This is a genomic window from Corynebacterium comes (assembly GCF_009734405.1).
In the GTDB taxonomy this organism is placed as follows: Bacteria; Actinomycetota; Actinomycetes; order Mycobacteriales; family Mycobacteriaceae; genus Corynebacterium; species Corynebacterium comes.
The window spans coordinates 1,089,231-1,103,193 of the sequence record NZ_CP046453.1 but is presented as its reverse complement, the minus strand read 5'-3'; the positions used below and the strand labels follow the sequence as shown (position 1 = coordinate 1,103,193).

The following is a 13,963-nucleotide window of genomic DNA, read 5'->3' as shown; positions in this document are numbered from 1 at the left end:
ATCGTACTATTTAAGTCCCAGGCTGAGAAGCGATCAGCTTTCCCCAACCCCGAAAGGCCGAACCACATGGTCATCCAACTGCCCATCTCCCACGCACACGAGGTCGGCGGGATCCCGACCCTCAACGCCGCCATCATCCCCCATGCCGTGCGCCACGGCGCGATCCACGGGGCGCTCGGCTCCCGCAACATCGGCGAATCAATGATCCTCATCGCCCCACACAACCCGCTGCCGCTACTCGAGGAGGTCGAGGCCCGCGCCGGGGACTTCGAGGTCAGCTACCTCCGGGAGGGTCCGCGCGACTGGCACCTGAAGTTCACCAGAACCGCCTGACACACCCGGCGCGCTGGTTAGACTCGATCCATGTCCAGCCTTCCCCCGCGCGAGGACGTCCGCCTCGTCTGGCAGGGCATGGAAACCATCACCCCACCACAACCGGGGCGGATCACGGGCCTGCGCCGCCACTCCCGGGACGGCTCGGAGCCGGTCGGCGCCGTGACGGACCGTGACAACCTCATCCTGCGCGGGGACAACCTGCCGACACTGCACACACTGGTCCCCCTGATCGGTCCGGCCGTGCGGATGGTCTACATCGACCCGCCCTACAACACGGGCAGCTCGGACTACCTCTACGCCGACCGTCGCAGCCGCGCCGACTGGCTCAGCTTCATGCACGAGCGTATCGACGCCGCGCTGCCGCTGCTGCGCGACGACGCCGTCTTCGTCATCCACTGCAGCTTCCACCAGTCCGCCTACCTCGAGGTGATGCTCGACCAGCTCGAGGGGCTGCACAAGGTCACGGTCATCCATACCCTCGTGCGCCACCCCGGCCGGGCCCTGACCGCAGACAAGCAGTTCAACGACGTGGTCGAGCAGATCCTCATCTACTCCCGCGACAGGCACTTCCGCATGCCCGGCAAGGAGAAGGAACGGAGCCTGGACGACTACCGCTGGCAGGTGGAGATCACCGGGCCGGGCGTGTCGCTCATCCTCGGCGGGCGGACGTGCACCCTCTATTCCCCCGACGCGTGGCGCAAGGTCGACGCCGGTTCCGGCGAAGGTACGTTCCGCACGCACTCCATCCGGGGATCGCTGCGGGAGAAGAACTCCTCCGGGCGATTCTGGGTCACCCACCTGGAGTCGCTGGACCTGGCGCCGATGACGCTCATCGAGGTCCCCGGCATCGGTGACGACGGCCAGGGCCGCCGCTACTTCCACACCCCGAAGGCCGGCAACCGGAACGGCTCCTACTTCCAGGGAATCCCGCAGTCGTCGACGCACACGCGACTCCCCCACCCGAACTTCCTCGACGCCCACGAGGCCTACAACCGGGTCGCCGCGGAGGGCGGGGTGAGCTTCCGCAACGGCAAGAAACCCGAGTCCCTGCTGCAGCTGCTCATCGGGATGTTCACCGACGAGGGCGACACGGTCCTCGACTACCATCTGGGATCCGGCACGACCTCGGCGGTGGCCCACAAGCTCGGGCGCCGGCACATCGGCATCGAGCAGCGCGAATGGGCGGAGACCGTCGCCCTGGAGAGGATGCGACACGTGATCGCCGGCGAGCAGTCGGGCATCTCCGAGGCCGTCGCCTGGGCAGGGGGCGGCAGCGTGGTCTACGGAGAGTTCAGGCCGGGGGAGGCTCAGGCGGACCCCCTCAGCTGATCCGCTCGAAGATGCTCTGCAGCAGTGGACAGACCACGCCGAGGGTGTCGCGGACCGCGCCGGCCGAGCCCGGGGAATTGACGATGAGCGCGTCCCCCGGCCCCCGCCCCGTCAGGCCGATGAGCGCCCGGGACAGACCCGCCTGACTGGTGGCGGCCAGCCCCTGGATGAGCACCTGGGTGACCAGTCCGTCGAGACGCACCTCGAGGAGCAGAGCCGTGGCTTCCGGGGTCCGGTTGCGGGGGCCCAGGCCGGTACCGCCGACAGTGACGATGACGCGGTGGCCGGCGGCGCGGGCGTCGGAAAGCGCGCGGGAGACGTCGTCGAAACCTTCCCCCACCACGACGATCTCCGCCCCGACTCCGGCATCGGCCAGCAGTGAACGGGCCACCTGCCCCGCCGTGTCCCCGCGTTCGCCGCTGACGATGCGGTCCGAGACCACTATCACGCAACCAGTGAAATTCTTTGTCATATCCAGCCCTTTCCGCGGCGAGCCCATGTGATCCGTGCCATAGTAGTTCAAGGGAGGGCGGGCGACCTTCCCCACGGTCGGAACGTCGGCGACATGAGGAAACAGCAGGGGCAGGAACTTCCCGCAAACCCCGACAACCCGGGCCAATGGTTATATCCTATTTTTTAACACCGATTCTCGTTGAATAAACATCCACTGTTTAGTGAGGATTAAATGAGTACGACACTCAACACCGAAGGCCGGGTTCTGCAGGGTTGGGACCCCGAACACGAGGAGTCCTGGGACTCCTCCATCGCGTGGCGGACACTGTGGATCTCCACGATCATCCTGTTCATGGGGTTCGCCACCTGGTACCTCGTCTCCGCCATCGCGCCGGTCCTCAACTCGATCGGTTTTGATCTCTCCACCACCCAGCTCTACTGGCTGACCTCGGTTCCGGGCCTCGCCTGCGGCCTGTTCCGGCTGGTGTTCATGTTCCTTCCCTCGATCATGGGTACCCGACGCCTGGTCTCCATGTCATCACTGCTGTTCATCATCCCGATGTTCGGGTGGTACTTCGCGGTCCAGAACACCGGGACCCCCTACTGGTGGCTGCTCATCCTGGCGTTCATCACCGGCATCGGAGGGGGCGTGTTCTCCGGTTTCATGCCCTCGACCGGCTACTTCTTCCCCAAGCGTCTCGCCGGCACCACCCTGGGTCTGCAGGCCGGCCTGGGCAACTTCGGTATGTCCTTCATCATGCTGGTCGCCCCCTGGCTCATGGGTGTCACGCTGCTGGGCATCGGTTTCGTCGCCCCCCAGCGCGGAGGCGACGGTGAGTCACTGTTCGTGCACAACCCCGCCATCGTCATGGTCCCGTGGGCGATCGTCATGGCGGTCGTCGCCTGGATCTTCCTCAAGGATGTGCCCGTCAAGGCCAACTTCCGCCAGCAGATCGACATCTTCGGCAACAGGAACACCTGGATCCTCACCATCGTCTACCTGATGACCTTCGGCGCCTTCTCCGGCTTCGCCGCCCAGTTGGCGCTGATCATCAACAACGTCTTCGGCAGCGGCTCCGAGTTCGCCGCCACCTACGCCATCGAGGACCTGCCCCGGGGTGCCGCCTACGCCTTCATCGGCCCCTTCATCGGCGCCCTCGTCCGCGCCATGTGGGGCCCGCTGTGCGACCGGTACGGCGGAGCCGTCTGGACCTTCATCGGCGGAGTCGGGATGACCATCTTCACCGCGGTCGCCGCACTCTTCCTCACCCCGGACTCCCCGGACCAGTACGTGTGGTTCCTCGGTTCGATGCTCATCATGTTCTTCTTCACCGGACTGGGCAACGCCGGCACCTTCAAGCAGATGCCGATGATCCTGCCCAAGCGTCAGGCGGGAGGTGTGATCGGCTGGACCGGCGCCGTCGGCGCCTTCGGCCCGTTCATCGTCGGTGTCCTGCTGTCCATGATCGCCCCGGTGATCTTCTTCTGGGGTTGCGTCGTGTTCTTCGCTTTCGCCACCACACTTGTCTGGATCTACTACGCCCGCCCCAACGCCCCGTTCCCCGGCTGAACCTACGACACGAAGCGCAAAGGATCCCTCCATGACCACCACTGCCGCCAACCCGTTGTTCAAGTTCGGGAGCTTCCTCCGTAAAGGCCAGATGACCGACAGCGGCCAGCAGCTGTTCCTGAAGGGCGGCCGCCAGGCGGACGTCTTCTACCGCAACCGCTGGTCCTTCGACAAGATGGTCCGTTCCACACACGGCGTGAACTGCACCGGTTCCTGTTCCTGGAAGGTGTACGTCAAGGACGGCGTCATCACCTGGGAGTCCCAGGCCGTGGACTACCCCTCGACCGGCCCGGACATGCCCGACTATGAGCCCCGCGGCTGCCCCCGCGGGGCATCGTTCTCCTGGTACACCTACTCCCCCACCCGCGTCCGCTACCCCTACGCGCGTGGCGTGCTCGTGGACATGTACCGCGAGGCCAAGGCACGCCTGGGGGACCCGGTGCTGGCCTGGCGCGAGATCGTCGAGACCCCCGGGAAGCGCCACGCCTACGTCTCCCAGCGTGGCAAAGGTGGTCTGATCCGGATCAACTACGAGGAGGCCATCGAGATCGCGGCGGCCGCCCACACGTACACCATCCGCCAGTACGGTCCGGACCGGATCGCCGGCTTCACCGTCATCCCGGCCATGTCGCAGGTCTCCTACGGGGCGGGCACCCGTTTCCTGCAGATGATCGGGGGCGTCGCACTGTCCTTCTACGACTGGTACGCCGACCTCCCGCCGGCCTCCCCGCAGACCTTCGGCGACCAGACCGACGTGCCGGAGTCCGGCGACTGGTACAACTCCTCGTACCTCATGATGTGGGGGTCGAACATCCCGGTCACCCGCACCCCGGACTCCCACTTCATGGTGGAGACCCGCTACAACGGCACCAAGGTCGTCGTCGTCTCCCCCGACTTCGCCGACAACACCAAGTTCGCCGACGAGTGGCTGCGCATCAACCCGGGCACCGACGCCGCCCTGGCCTTCGCCATGGGCCACGTCATCCTCTCCGAGTTCCACGTGGGCAGGCAGACGCCGTACTTCCTCGAGTACATGCGCAAGTACACCGACGCCCCGTTCCTCATCGCCCTGGATGAGCGCGAGGACGGCACCCTGACCCCCGGCAAGTTCCTCACCGCCTCGCTTCTCGACGCCCGCCACACCGAACTGCGTGACTCCGCCAACGCCACCCACCGCCTGCTCACCATGCAGCCGGACGGCACCGTGGTCGACCCCGGGGGAACCGTGGCCGACCGCTTCGGCGAGGACGGCGTAGGCAAGTGGAATCTGCGTCAGGACGGCGTCGAGTCCGTCATGTCCATCGCCGACACCGGCGAGTACGGCACCGCGGAGGTGCTCTTCCCCCGCTTCGACCTCGACGCCGACCCGACGGACATCGACGGCACCGGACCGATCGGGGCGGGCGTGGTCCACCGCGGCGTCCCCTACCGCGAGGTCGACGGCCACAAGGTCACCACCGTCTTCGACGTCATGCTCGCGCACTACGGCGTCGCCCGCACGGAGCTGAACCTCCCGGGCCACTGGCCGACCGACTTCCACGACGCCACCTCACCGGGCACCCCCGCCTGGCAGGAGGAGCTGACCGGTGTCCCGGCCAACGCGGCGATCCGCATCGGACGGGAGTTCGCCCAGAACGCGGATGACTCGCAGGGCCGCAGCCAGATCATCATGGGTGCCGGTGTCAACCACTACTTCCACGCCGACAACATCTACCGCACCTTCCTGGCGCTGACCTCGATGTGCGGCACGCAGGGCGTCAACGGCGGCGGCTGGGCCCACTACGTCGGCCAGGAGAAACTGCGTCCGATGAACGGCTGGTCGCAGTACGCCTTCGCCCTGGACTGGCAGCGCCCGGCGCGCCAGATGATCACCACCGGCTTCTACTACCTGACCACCGACCAGTGGCGCTACGACAACTCCAAGGCCTCCCGACTGGCGTCCCCGCTGGCCAACCGCGGCACGGTGGGCAACAAGTCCCTGTCGGACACGCTCATCGAGTCGATGAAGCGCGGCTGGATGCCGGCCTACCCGCAGTTCAACCGCAATCCGCTGCTGCTGGCCGATGAGGCCCAAGCCCGGGGCATGGACGTCAAGGACTACATCGTCTCGGAGCTCGAGAGCGGGAACATGCAGTTCGCCGCCGAGGATCCGGATGCCCCGGAGAACTGGCCACGCATCCTGCTCAACTGGCGCACCAACCTAATGGGTTCCTCGGCCAAGGGCACAGAATTCTTCCTGCGCCACATGCTGGGGGTGGATTCGGACGCCACCGCGAAGGAACTCGAGCCGCACGAGCGCCCCCAGTCCCTCAGATGGCGCGACGAGGCCCCCACCGGCAAGCTCGACCTGATGCTGACGACGGACTTCCGGAACACGTCCACGACGCTGGTCTCGGACATCGTCCTGCCGGCCGCCACCTGGTACGAGAAGCACGACCTGTCCACCACGGACATGCACCCGTTCATCCACTCCTTCAACGCGGCGATCAACCCGCCGTGGGAGGCACGCACCGACTTCGAGGTCTTCCGCGATCTGTCGAAGTTCGTGTCCGAGCTGGCGGTGCGCTGGCTGGGCACCCAGACCGACGTGATCACCGCCCCCCTGGGCCACGACTCCCCCGATGAGCTGAGCATGCCGAACGGCGTTGTCCCCGACCTCGGGGAGACCGGCCTCATCCCGGGTGAGACGATGGCGAAGCTCATCCCCGTGGAGCGCGACTACACCAAGATCCACGAGAAGTGGACCCACCTGGGCCCCCTCACCGCCGACAAGGGCACGGGCGTGCACGGCACCGCCTACAACGTGGCCAAGCAGGTTGCGGAGCTCGCCGTGAAGAACGGCACCTCGGCGACCTCGATGGCCGGCGAGCGCCCCGACCTGGACACCGACATCAAGGTCATCGAGATGATCCTGCACCTGTCCGGCGTCTCCAACGGAGAGGTCGCCGCGGAGGGCTTCCGCAACCAGGGGGCCCGGGTCGGCACCGACATGTCGGAACTGTACGTGGACAACGTGGGCACCCGCATCGACTGGGACCGCGTCAAGGAACGCCCGGTGGAGGTCATCACCTCACCCGAGTGGACCGGCGACAAGCGGGGCGGCCGCCGCTACACCGCCTTCTCCATCAACATCGAGTTCGACAAGCCCTTCCACACCCTGTCCGGCCGCATGCACTACTACCTCGACCACGACTGGTACCTGGACTACGGCGAGGCCCTGCCGGTCTTCCGGCCGCCGCTGGATCGTCTCCACCTCAACGGCGAGACGAACCCGGGCCAGCTGGTCAAGGGGGAGGACGGCAACCCGGAGATCACGGTCCGCTACCTCACCCCGCACAACAAGTGGTCGATCCACTCGCAGTACTTCGACAACCTGCACGTGCTGTCGATCTCCCGTGGCGGCCAGGTCGTGTGGATGTCCAACAGGGACGCCGAGAAGGTCGGGGTGAAGGACAACGAATGGATCGAGGTGTACAACCGCAACGGCATCGTCTCCGCCCGGGCGATCGTCTCCCACCGCATCCCGGAGGGCACCGTGATCATGAACCACGCCCAGGAACGCACCGTCGGTACGCCCCTGAACGAGAACACGGGCCGCCGCGGCGGCACCCACAATTCCCTGACCCGAATCATGATCAAACCGGTGCACGTCGCCGGAGGCTACGGTCACCTGACCTACGGCTTCAACTACATCGGCCCCACCGGCAACAACCGCGACGAGGTCACCCGCATCCGTCGCCGCTCCCAGGAGGTGCAGTTCTGATGAAGGTTATGGCTCAGATCGCCATGGTCATGAACCTGGACAAGTGCATCGGTTGTCACACCTGCTCAGTCACCTGCAAGCAGGCGTGGACCAACCGCGAAGGCACCGAGTACGTCTGGTTCAACAACGTCGAGACCCGTCCCGGCGTGGGTTATCCCCGCGGCTGGGAGAACCAGGACAAGTGGGAGGGCGGCTGGACACTCACGTCGTCGGGCAAGCTCAAGCCCCGTTCAGGTGGCCGCCTGTCCAAGCTGTTCAACATCTTCCACAACCCCAAACTGCCGACCATCCATGACTACTACGAGCCGTGGACCTACGAGTACGACAAGCTGCTGTCCACCCCGGGCAACCAGAAAACCCAGCCCACGGCACGCCCCGTCTCCCAGCTCGACGGCCGCCCGATGGACACGATCCCCTGGTCCTCCAACTGGGACGACAACCTCGGCGGCTCCCCGGCCACCATGGACGAGGATCCGATCCTGCACCAGATGAACCTGTCGGTGAAGAAGGAGATCGAGGACTCCTTCATGTTCTACCTCCCACGCATCTGCGAGCACTGCCTCAACCCGACCTGTGTCTCCTCCTGCCCCTCCGGCGCGATGTACAAGCGCTCGGAGGACGGCATCGTCCTGGTGGACCAGGACCAGTGCCGCGGCTGGCGCATGTGTGTCTCGGGTTGCCCTTACAAGAAGGTCTACTTCAACCACAAGTCCGGCAAGGCCGAGAAGTGCACGCTGTGTTACCCACGCATCGAGGTCGGCCAGCCCACCGTCTGTTCCGAGACCTGCGTCGGCCGTCTGCGCTACCTCGGCGTCCTGCTCTACGACGCCGACCGCGTCGCCGAGGCCGCAGCCACCGAGAACCCGCAGGACCTCTACCAGGCGCAGAAGGACATCCTCCTGGATCCGCACGATCCCCGCGTGGTCGACGCCGCCCGGCAGGCCGGTATCCCGCACTCCTGGATCGACGCCGCCCAGCAGTCCCCGATCTGGGATCTCATCTTCCGGTATGAGGTGGCGCTGCCGCTGCACCCGGAGTACCGCACCCTGCCGATGGTCTGGTACATTCCGCCGCTGTCGCCGGTGGTGGACGCCGTCACCGCATCCGGTAACGACGGCGAGAGCGACAAGGTGCTGTTCACCGCGCTGTCGACGATGCGCATCCCGCTGGAGTACCTCGCGGGGCTTTTCACCGCGGGTGACACCGCTCCCGTCGAACGGTCGCTGCGCCGCCTGGTCGCCATGCGTTCCTACATGCGTGACATCAACCTGGGCAATGAACCGCAGGAGCATATCGCCGAGGCGGTCGGCATGAGGGGCACTGAGATCGAGAAGATGTACCGTCTGCTCGGCATCGCCAAGTACGACGACCGCTATGTCATCCCGACGGCGTCCCCGGAGTCGCCCCGCGGGATAACCTCGCTCGATCCCTTCGGGGACATCGACCCGGCCGACGCATTCCTCGATTTCCCGGACCTCGGTGAGGGAGCCCCGGAAGCCTGCACCACCCACGCGGCCGAGCCGGCGGGCAGGGTCTCCCTGCTCAGCTGGAGCGGCGAGCGGCCCGAGGGTATGTTCCCGCCGCGCAAGGACCAGGAGTAGACATGGCACGCACCCATGTCGGGCCCATTCCTGAGGACGTCACCCGGCCGGTGAAGGTGACAGACGAACAGCGGCGCGTCACCGCCATGGCCGCCTCCCTGCTGCTGGACTACCCGGGCGGGGACCTCGGCGAGAAGCTCGCGGCCGTCGACAAGCACATTGACCAGCTGCCGCCGGCCATCGCGGCGGAGTTCGCGGCGTTCACCGACGCAGCCCGCGGCCTGGGCCTGCGGGGGATGGAGGAACACTACGTGGACACCTTCGACCAGCGCCGCCGCTGCTCCCTGTTCCTCTCCTACTACTCGGTGGGCGACACCCGGCAGCGCGGCACCGCCATCCTGGCCTTCCGTCAGGCGCTCGCACAGCTGGGCTTCGAGGAGCGCCGCGATGAACTGCCCGACCACCTGTGCGTCGTCCTCGAGGCGGTGGCCCTGTCTGAGGGTGATCAGCATGTGCAGACCGTCGAGCTGCTCGCGGCACACCGTGACGGTCTGGAGGTGCTGCGCTCGGCGCTGACCGTGATCGGGTCCCCGTTCAGGCACCTCGTCGTCGCCGTGGCCATGTCGCTGCCGCAGATTGACGCCGAGACCACCCACAACTACCTCGATCTCATTCGTTCGGGGCCGCCGGCGGAGCTCGTCGGTATCGGCACCCCGCTGCCCTTCCCCACTGCTCAACCGGACATCACTTAGGACACACCATGGACAACTTCAACGTATTCCTCTGGGTGGCGTTCCCGTGGCTGGCGATCGCCGCATTCGTCATCGGCATCATCTGGCGTTGGCGGACCGACCAGTTCGGCTGGACGACCCACTCCTCCCAGATCTACGAGTCAAAACTCCTCCGTCTGTCTTCCCCCCTGTTCCACTGGGGAATCCTCTTCGTGTTCATCGGCCACGTCATGGGGCTGGCCATCCCGAAGTCCTGGACGCAGGCAGTGGGCGTCAGCGACGAGATCTATCACGTGGTAGCCACCTACCCCGGCACCGTCGCGGGTGTCGCCGCGGTGCTCGGCCTCATCGGTCTGATCTACCGGCGGGTGGTCAACCGTTCGGTGTTCCTGGCCACCTCGAAGTCGGATAAGGTCATGTACGTGCTGCTCGGCGGGGCGCTGGCCTCGGGTTTCTTCGCCACGGTGTCCCTGCAGCTGCTGGGTGGGCCGCACGGCTACGACTACCGCGCGACCATCTCCCCCTGGCTGCGCCAGCTGTTCATCTTCCAGGCCCGGCCTGAGCTGATGACGGATGTACCGTGGGAGTTCAAGGTGCACGTCCTCGCGGGCTTCACCCTGATCGCGGTCTGGCCTTTCACCCGCCTGGTGCACGCCTTCTCCGCACCCCTCGGCTACACCACCCGCCCGTACGTGGTCTACCGTTCCCGGGACACCCGCACAGGGCCCGTCAAGGAGCACGTCGCGTGGGAGCCGATCCGTTCCCACACCGAGCAGCTCGACGAGCGTAACCAGACCCCGTCCCGCGGAGCCTGATCCCTTCCCGCCCCACTTCCTGAAAGGTGTCCGCCCCGTTGCGTCTGCCCCGTATCGCCGCCCTCGCGGGAGCAGGCATGTTGTTCGCCGGATGCACCGCGGGGCCCGGCGCGGACTCCCTCACCGTCCTCGGCGCCTCCTCCACCCGCCTGCTCCGCGAGGATTTCGGGGAACTGGGCGACGGCGGGTTCGTCTTCATCGACGCCGGATCATCCACCCTGGTGCAGCAACTGGCGGACGGCTCCCCCGGGGACGTCCTCATCACCGCGGACCGCGCGAACATGGACCGGGCGGTGGCAGAGGGCCTGGTCGAGGATCCCCGGGCCGTGGCGGTCAATTCACTCGTCATGGTCGTCCCCGCGGGCAACCCGGGCGAGATCACCTCGGTGGATGACCTGGCGGGCCGCACCTTCATCCTGTGCGATCCCCGGGTCCCCTGCGGCGCGGCGTCGCAGGAGATCATCGAGGATACCGGCCTCCGGGTCGAACCCTCATCCCTCGAACATCAGGTCGCCGACGTCCTGGGCAAGGTCGTCTCCGGGGAGGCCGACGCAGGCTGGGTCTACCGCACGGATGCCCTCTCGGCCGGCGAGGCCGTGGAGGTCATCGAGATCCCGGACAGCGATCAGCACATCACTGAGGTCATGGCGGCGGTGAGCACCTCGGCCGTCGACAAGCAGGCCGCAGCTGAATTCGTCGACGCCCTGGCGTCGGAGGAGATGGCGGGGAGCTGGACCCGTTTCGGCTGGACCCCGGCGAGCTGACCGTGAGAACCGCACCCTCCCGCACTCCCCTGGTGGTGACGCTGCTCGGCGGCATCGCCCTCGTGATCATCCTCGGGCCCCTCCTCGCCCTGGGAATCCGGGTTCCCTGGGAGCGCTTCGGCGACGTGTTCACCAGCCCCGCCACCGCCGAGCTCCTGCGGGTCACCTTCTCCTCGGCCGCATGGGCCACCGCGTTGACCACCCTGTTCGGTGTTCCGCTGGCGGTGGCCATCCAGGGCCGGCCACGCGGCGGACGCCTTGTCCGACTGCTGGTGATGCTTCCGCTGGCGATGCCGCCGGTGGTCGCGGGTCTGGCGTTGACAGCGGCCCTGGGTAGGCGTGGCGTCACCGCCCCGCTTCTCGACGCCCTCGGGCTCCAGTTCGCCTTCGCCTTCCCCGGCGTCGTGCTCGCCCACATCTTCATCGCCCTGCCTTTCGTGGTGGTCACCGTCGACGCTGCGCTGCGCCAGCTCGATCCGGAGATCCCCGCCAGCGCCGCCGGCCTGGGCATGCGCCCCCGGGAGATCCTGCGGAAGATCACCCTCCCGGCGATCGGACCGGCCGTGGCCACCGGTGCCGGCCTGGCCTTCGCCCGCTCCCTCGGCGAATTCGGCACGACCCTGACCTTCGCGGGCTCCCTGCCCGGAGTCACCCGCACCATGCCGCTGGGCATCTACCTGGAACGTGAAACCGATCCGGGCGGCGCCAACGCCCTCGGGGTGATCCTCATCTTCTTCGCCATCGTGGTGCTCGCGCTGGCGGCGCTGCCCTCCGCGCTACGCCGTACGCCCGAACCCCGTTCCCGTGCGATCGGCGAGCTGCACACGGAGAAGCTGCGCGCGCTGACCTCGCCGGCATCCGGCGGGGTGAGGGTGACGGCCGACGGCACCGTCTTCCCCGCCGAGCGCATCACCGCCGTCGTCGGCCCCAACGGTTCCGGCAAGTCGACGCTCATGGGGCTCATCGCCGGGCGTCTGACAGGTGCGGACGTCGCCATCGGCGAGCGCGTCGTCGACGGGCCGCGCTTCGTACCGGCGGCTGAGCGCGGCGTGGTCCTGCTCACCCAGCGCCCCGGACTGCCCCGCACCACCACCGTCGCCGGGGCCATCACCACCGCCACCCGCGACAGGTCGCTCACCGCGGAGCTTCTCGACGCCGCCGGTCTCTCCGCCCTCGCGGATGTCCCCGTCCCCGCCCTCTCCGGCGGCCAGGCGGCGCAGGTTGCGCTGTTACGCGCGCTCGGGACGAGGCCGGCGGTCCTCATTCTCGACGAACCGCTCGCCGGGGTCGACGTCGCCTCGGCCGCCCGCTGGCGTGGTCTGCTGCGTGCCGCCGCGCAGGATCGCACGACCCTCCTGGTCACCCACGACGCCGTCGACGTGGCCACTCTGTCCGAGCATCTGGTGGTCCTCCACCGGGGTGCGGTCAGCGCCGCGGGTCCGACCTCGTCCCTGCTGGACCTTCCCCCGGACGACTTCGTCGCCGAACTCGCCGGACTGTCCCGCATCGTCGGTACGGTCATGGCAGAGGAAGTTGACACGGTCACTATCCAGGGGCAAGATCTGGCTCTGACAGGCATCTTTTCTGCGTCCATGGAGGGCACCATCCGACCGGGGGACTCCGCGGTCGCGATATTCCCACCCGAGGCCACCACCCTCCGCCTGCCGGCCGGGGCGCAGGAACCGAAGGAATCAGCACGTAACGTATGGCGGGGGGTTGTCGAATCCGTGACAGCTTCAACGACCCGGTCTGGGACAATAGTCACAGTGGCGATTGGCGCCACCCGACTCAGCGTCCCGGTCACCCGCAGATCAGTGCTCGAACTCAGGCTGGAACCAGGCGTGACCGTCGACTGCGTGACCAAAGCCCTGGCAATCCGTGTCCACCCGGCGCGCCGGAGAAAGAAAGAAAGAGGAGAACCATCATGACGGACGCACCTGCACCGCGCCCGACCGTCGAACTGTTCCCCGAGGCCCTCCCCTTGAGCCTCAAGCAGCGAGAGGTCCTGGGCATGCTTCAGACCTTCCCGCGGGGGGCCCGCTCCGCCGAACTTGCAGGGAAGCTCGGCATGCACGTCAACACCGTCCGCGGCCACCTTGATGAGCTGGTCGATCGCGGCGCCGTCCGAGTCACCTCCACCCCGGCTGAAGGCCGGGGTCGTCCCTCCCACATCTTCCGGGTCCGGGTGCCCGACAACCGGGCCGTCGCCCGGGAGTACGTGACTCTCGTCGAGGTTCTGGCCAGCGTCGTTGCCGAAACCGGGAACCTCACGCCGGAGACCCTGAGCAAGGCCAGGGAGATCGGCCGCATCTGGGCACACAAGATGGAGGAATCGGGCGAGACGCCGGAGGAACTCCCCGATGTCCTGGACCTTCTCTACGTCAAACTCCGGGACATGGGCTTCGATCCCGTCGTCTCCGCCCCGAAGAACGAGGCCGGTCAGCTCTCCCTCCACTCCTGCCCCTTCGTCACCGGCGACCAGCGCCCCAGTCCCTTCATCTGCGCCATCCACGAGGGATTCCTCCGGGAGGCCACCGGCTCCCGTCCGGATGGTCGGCCGGGAGCTGTGTCCCTGACGTTGCTCCCCTACGCCGACGGCGGCGCCTGCGTGGTGCGGGTGGACAAGAACCGGGAGGAAGAGGACACCCTGTAGCCGTCCCC

At 67.2% G+C, this 13,963-nt stretch carries 11 protein-coding genes; 10 read left to right on the top strand and 1 reads right to left on the bottom strand.

All coding sequences use genetic code 11. The features are described 5' to 3' along the window. Positions 1-72: 72 nt before the first annotated feature. Positions 73-333: a DUF2249 domain-containing protein gene (locus CETAM_RS05340; RefSeq protein ID WP_407923965.1), complete on the top strand. Its 261-nt coding sequence runs from the start codon at positions 73-75 to the stop codon at positions 331-333. 30 nt (positions 334-363) lie between these two features. Beyond that, complete coding sequence (locus CETAM_RS05335) at positions 364-1,665, top strand: DNA methyltransferase (protein ID WP_156227679.1); 1,302 nt, start codon at positions 364-366, stop codon at positions 1,663-1,665. On the opposite strand, the gene CETAM_RS05330 is transcribed toward CETAM_RS05335, so the two are convergent. Continuing rightward, entirely contained in the window at positions 1,658-2,137 is a 480-nt protein-coding gene (locus tag CETAM_RS05330; protein ID WP_156227677.1) for a molybdopterin-binding protein, read from the bottom strand. The genes CETAM_RS05335 and CETAM_RS05330 overlap by 8 nt on opposite strands. Positions 2,138-2,350: 213 nt before the next feature. Here CETAM_RS05330 and CETAM_RS05325 point away from each other — a divergent pair, with 213 nt between their 5' ends. Genes CETAM_RS05325 through CETAM_RS05290 form a run of 8 tightly spaced genes read left to right on the top strand, consistent with a single transcriptional unit; the run spans position 2,351 to position 13,955 of the window. Then, positions 2,351-3,688 (top strand): nitrate/nitrite transporter, encoded by a 1,338-nt coding sequence (locus CETAM_RS05325; RefSeq protein ID WP_156227675.1) that lies wholly within the window; start codon positions 2,351-2,353, stop codon positions 3,686-3,688. 31 nt (positions 3,689-3,719) lie between these two features. Next, positions 3,720-7,451 carry a nitrate reductase subunit alpha gene (locus CETAM_RS05320; RefSeq protein ID WP_156227673.1) on the top strand — a complete coding sequence of 1,244 codons (3,732 nt, stop codon included), beginning with the start codon at positions 3,720-3,722 and terminating at the stop codon, positions 7,449-7,451. Continuing rightward, positions 7,451-9,052 carry a nitrate reductase subunit beta gene (gene narH / locus CETAM_RS05315; RefSeq protein WP_156227671.1) on the top strand — a complete coding sequence of 534 codons (1,602 nt, stop codon included), beginning with the start codon at positions 7,451-7,453 and terminating at the stop codon, positions 9,050-9,052. The genes CETAM_RS05320 and narH overlap by 1 nt, the downstream gene beginning before the upstream one ends. Positions 9,053-9,054: 2 nt before the next feature. Next, positions 9,055-9,744 carry a nitrate reductase molybdenum cofactor assembly chaperone gene (narJ, locus tag CETAM_RS05310; RefSeq protein ID WP_156227669.1) on the top strand — a complete coding sequence of 230 codons (690 nt, stop codon included), beginning with the start codon at positions 9,055-9,057 and terminating at the stop codon, positions 9,742-9,744. A gap of 8 nt (positions 9,745-9,752) precedes the next feature. Then, positions 9,753-10,538, top strand: coding sequence for a respiratory nitrate reductase subunit gamma (gene narI, locus CETAM_RS05305; RefSeq protein WP_156227667.1), 786 nt, complete (start codon positions 9,753-9,755; stop codon positions 10,536-10,538). A 38-nt stretch (positions 10,539-10,576) separates the two neighbouring features. Continuing rightward, a complete protein-coding gene (gene modA, locus CETAM_RS05300; RefSeq protein ID WP_231587595.1) occupies positions 10,577-11,302 on the top strand; it encodes a molybdate ABC transporter substrate-binding protein in 726 nt (241 codons plus the stop codon). Between the two features lie 2 nt (positions 11,303-11,304). After that, the gene (locus CETAM_RS05295) at positions 11,305-13,230 is read left to right on the top strand and encodes an ATP-binding cassette domain-containing protein (protein ID WP_231587594.1); all 1,926 of its coding nucleotides are present in this window, start codon (positions 11,305-11,307) and stop codon (positions 13,228-13,230) included. Further along, positions 13,227-13,955: a helix-turn-helix transcriptional regulator gene (locus CETAM_RS05290; RefSeq protein ID WP_156227665.1), complete on the top strand. Its 729-nt coding sequence runs from the start codon at positions 13,227-13,229 to the stop codon at positions 13,953-13,955. The genes CETAM_RS05295 and CETAM_RS05290 overlap by 4 nt, the downstream gene beginning before the upstream one ends. Positions 13,956-13,963: the final 8 nt, after the last annotated feature.

Excerpts from the sequence above, each read along its gene's own strand:
- CETAM_RS05335 (WP_156227679.1), top strand. The coding sequence starts at position 364 with ATGTCCAGCCTTCCCCCGCGCGAGGACGTCCGCCTCGTCTGGCAGGGC.
- CETAM_RS05330 (WP_156227677.1), bottom strand. The coding sequence starts at position 2,137 with ATGACAAAGAATTTCACTGGTTGCGTGATAGTGGTCTCGGACCGCATC.
- CETAM_RS05325 (WP_156227675.1), top strand. The coding sequence starts at position 2,351 with ATGAGTACGACACTCAACACCGAAGGCCGGGTTCTGCAGGGTTGGGAC.
- CETAM_RS05320 (WP_156227673.1), top strand. The coding sequence starts at position 3,720 with ATGACCACCACTGCCGCCAACCCGTTGTTCAAGTTCGGGAGCTTCCTC.
- narH (WP_156227671.1), top strand. The coding sequence starts at position 7,451 with ATGAAGGTTATGGCTCAGATCGCCATGGTCATGAACCTGGACAAGTGC.
- narJ (WP_156227669.1), top strand. The coding sequence starts at position 9,055 with ATGGCACGCACCCATGTCGGGCCCATTCCTGAGGACGTCACCCGGCCG.
- narI (WP_156227667.1), top strand. The coding sequence starts at position 9,753 with ATGGACAACTTCAACGTATTCCTCTGGGTGGCGTTCCCGTGGCTGGCG.
- CETAM_RS05290 (WP_156227665.1), top strand. The coding sequence starts at position 13,227 with ATGACGGACGCACCTGCACCGCGCCCGACCGTCGAACTGTTCCCCGAG.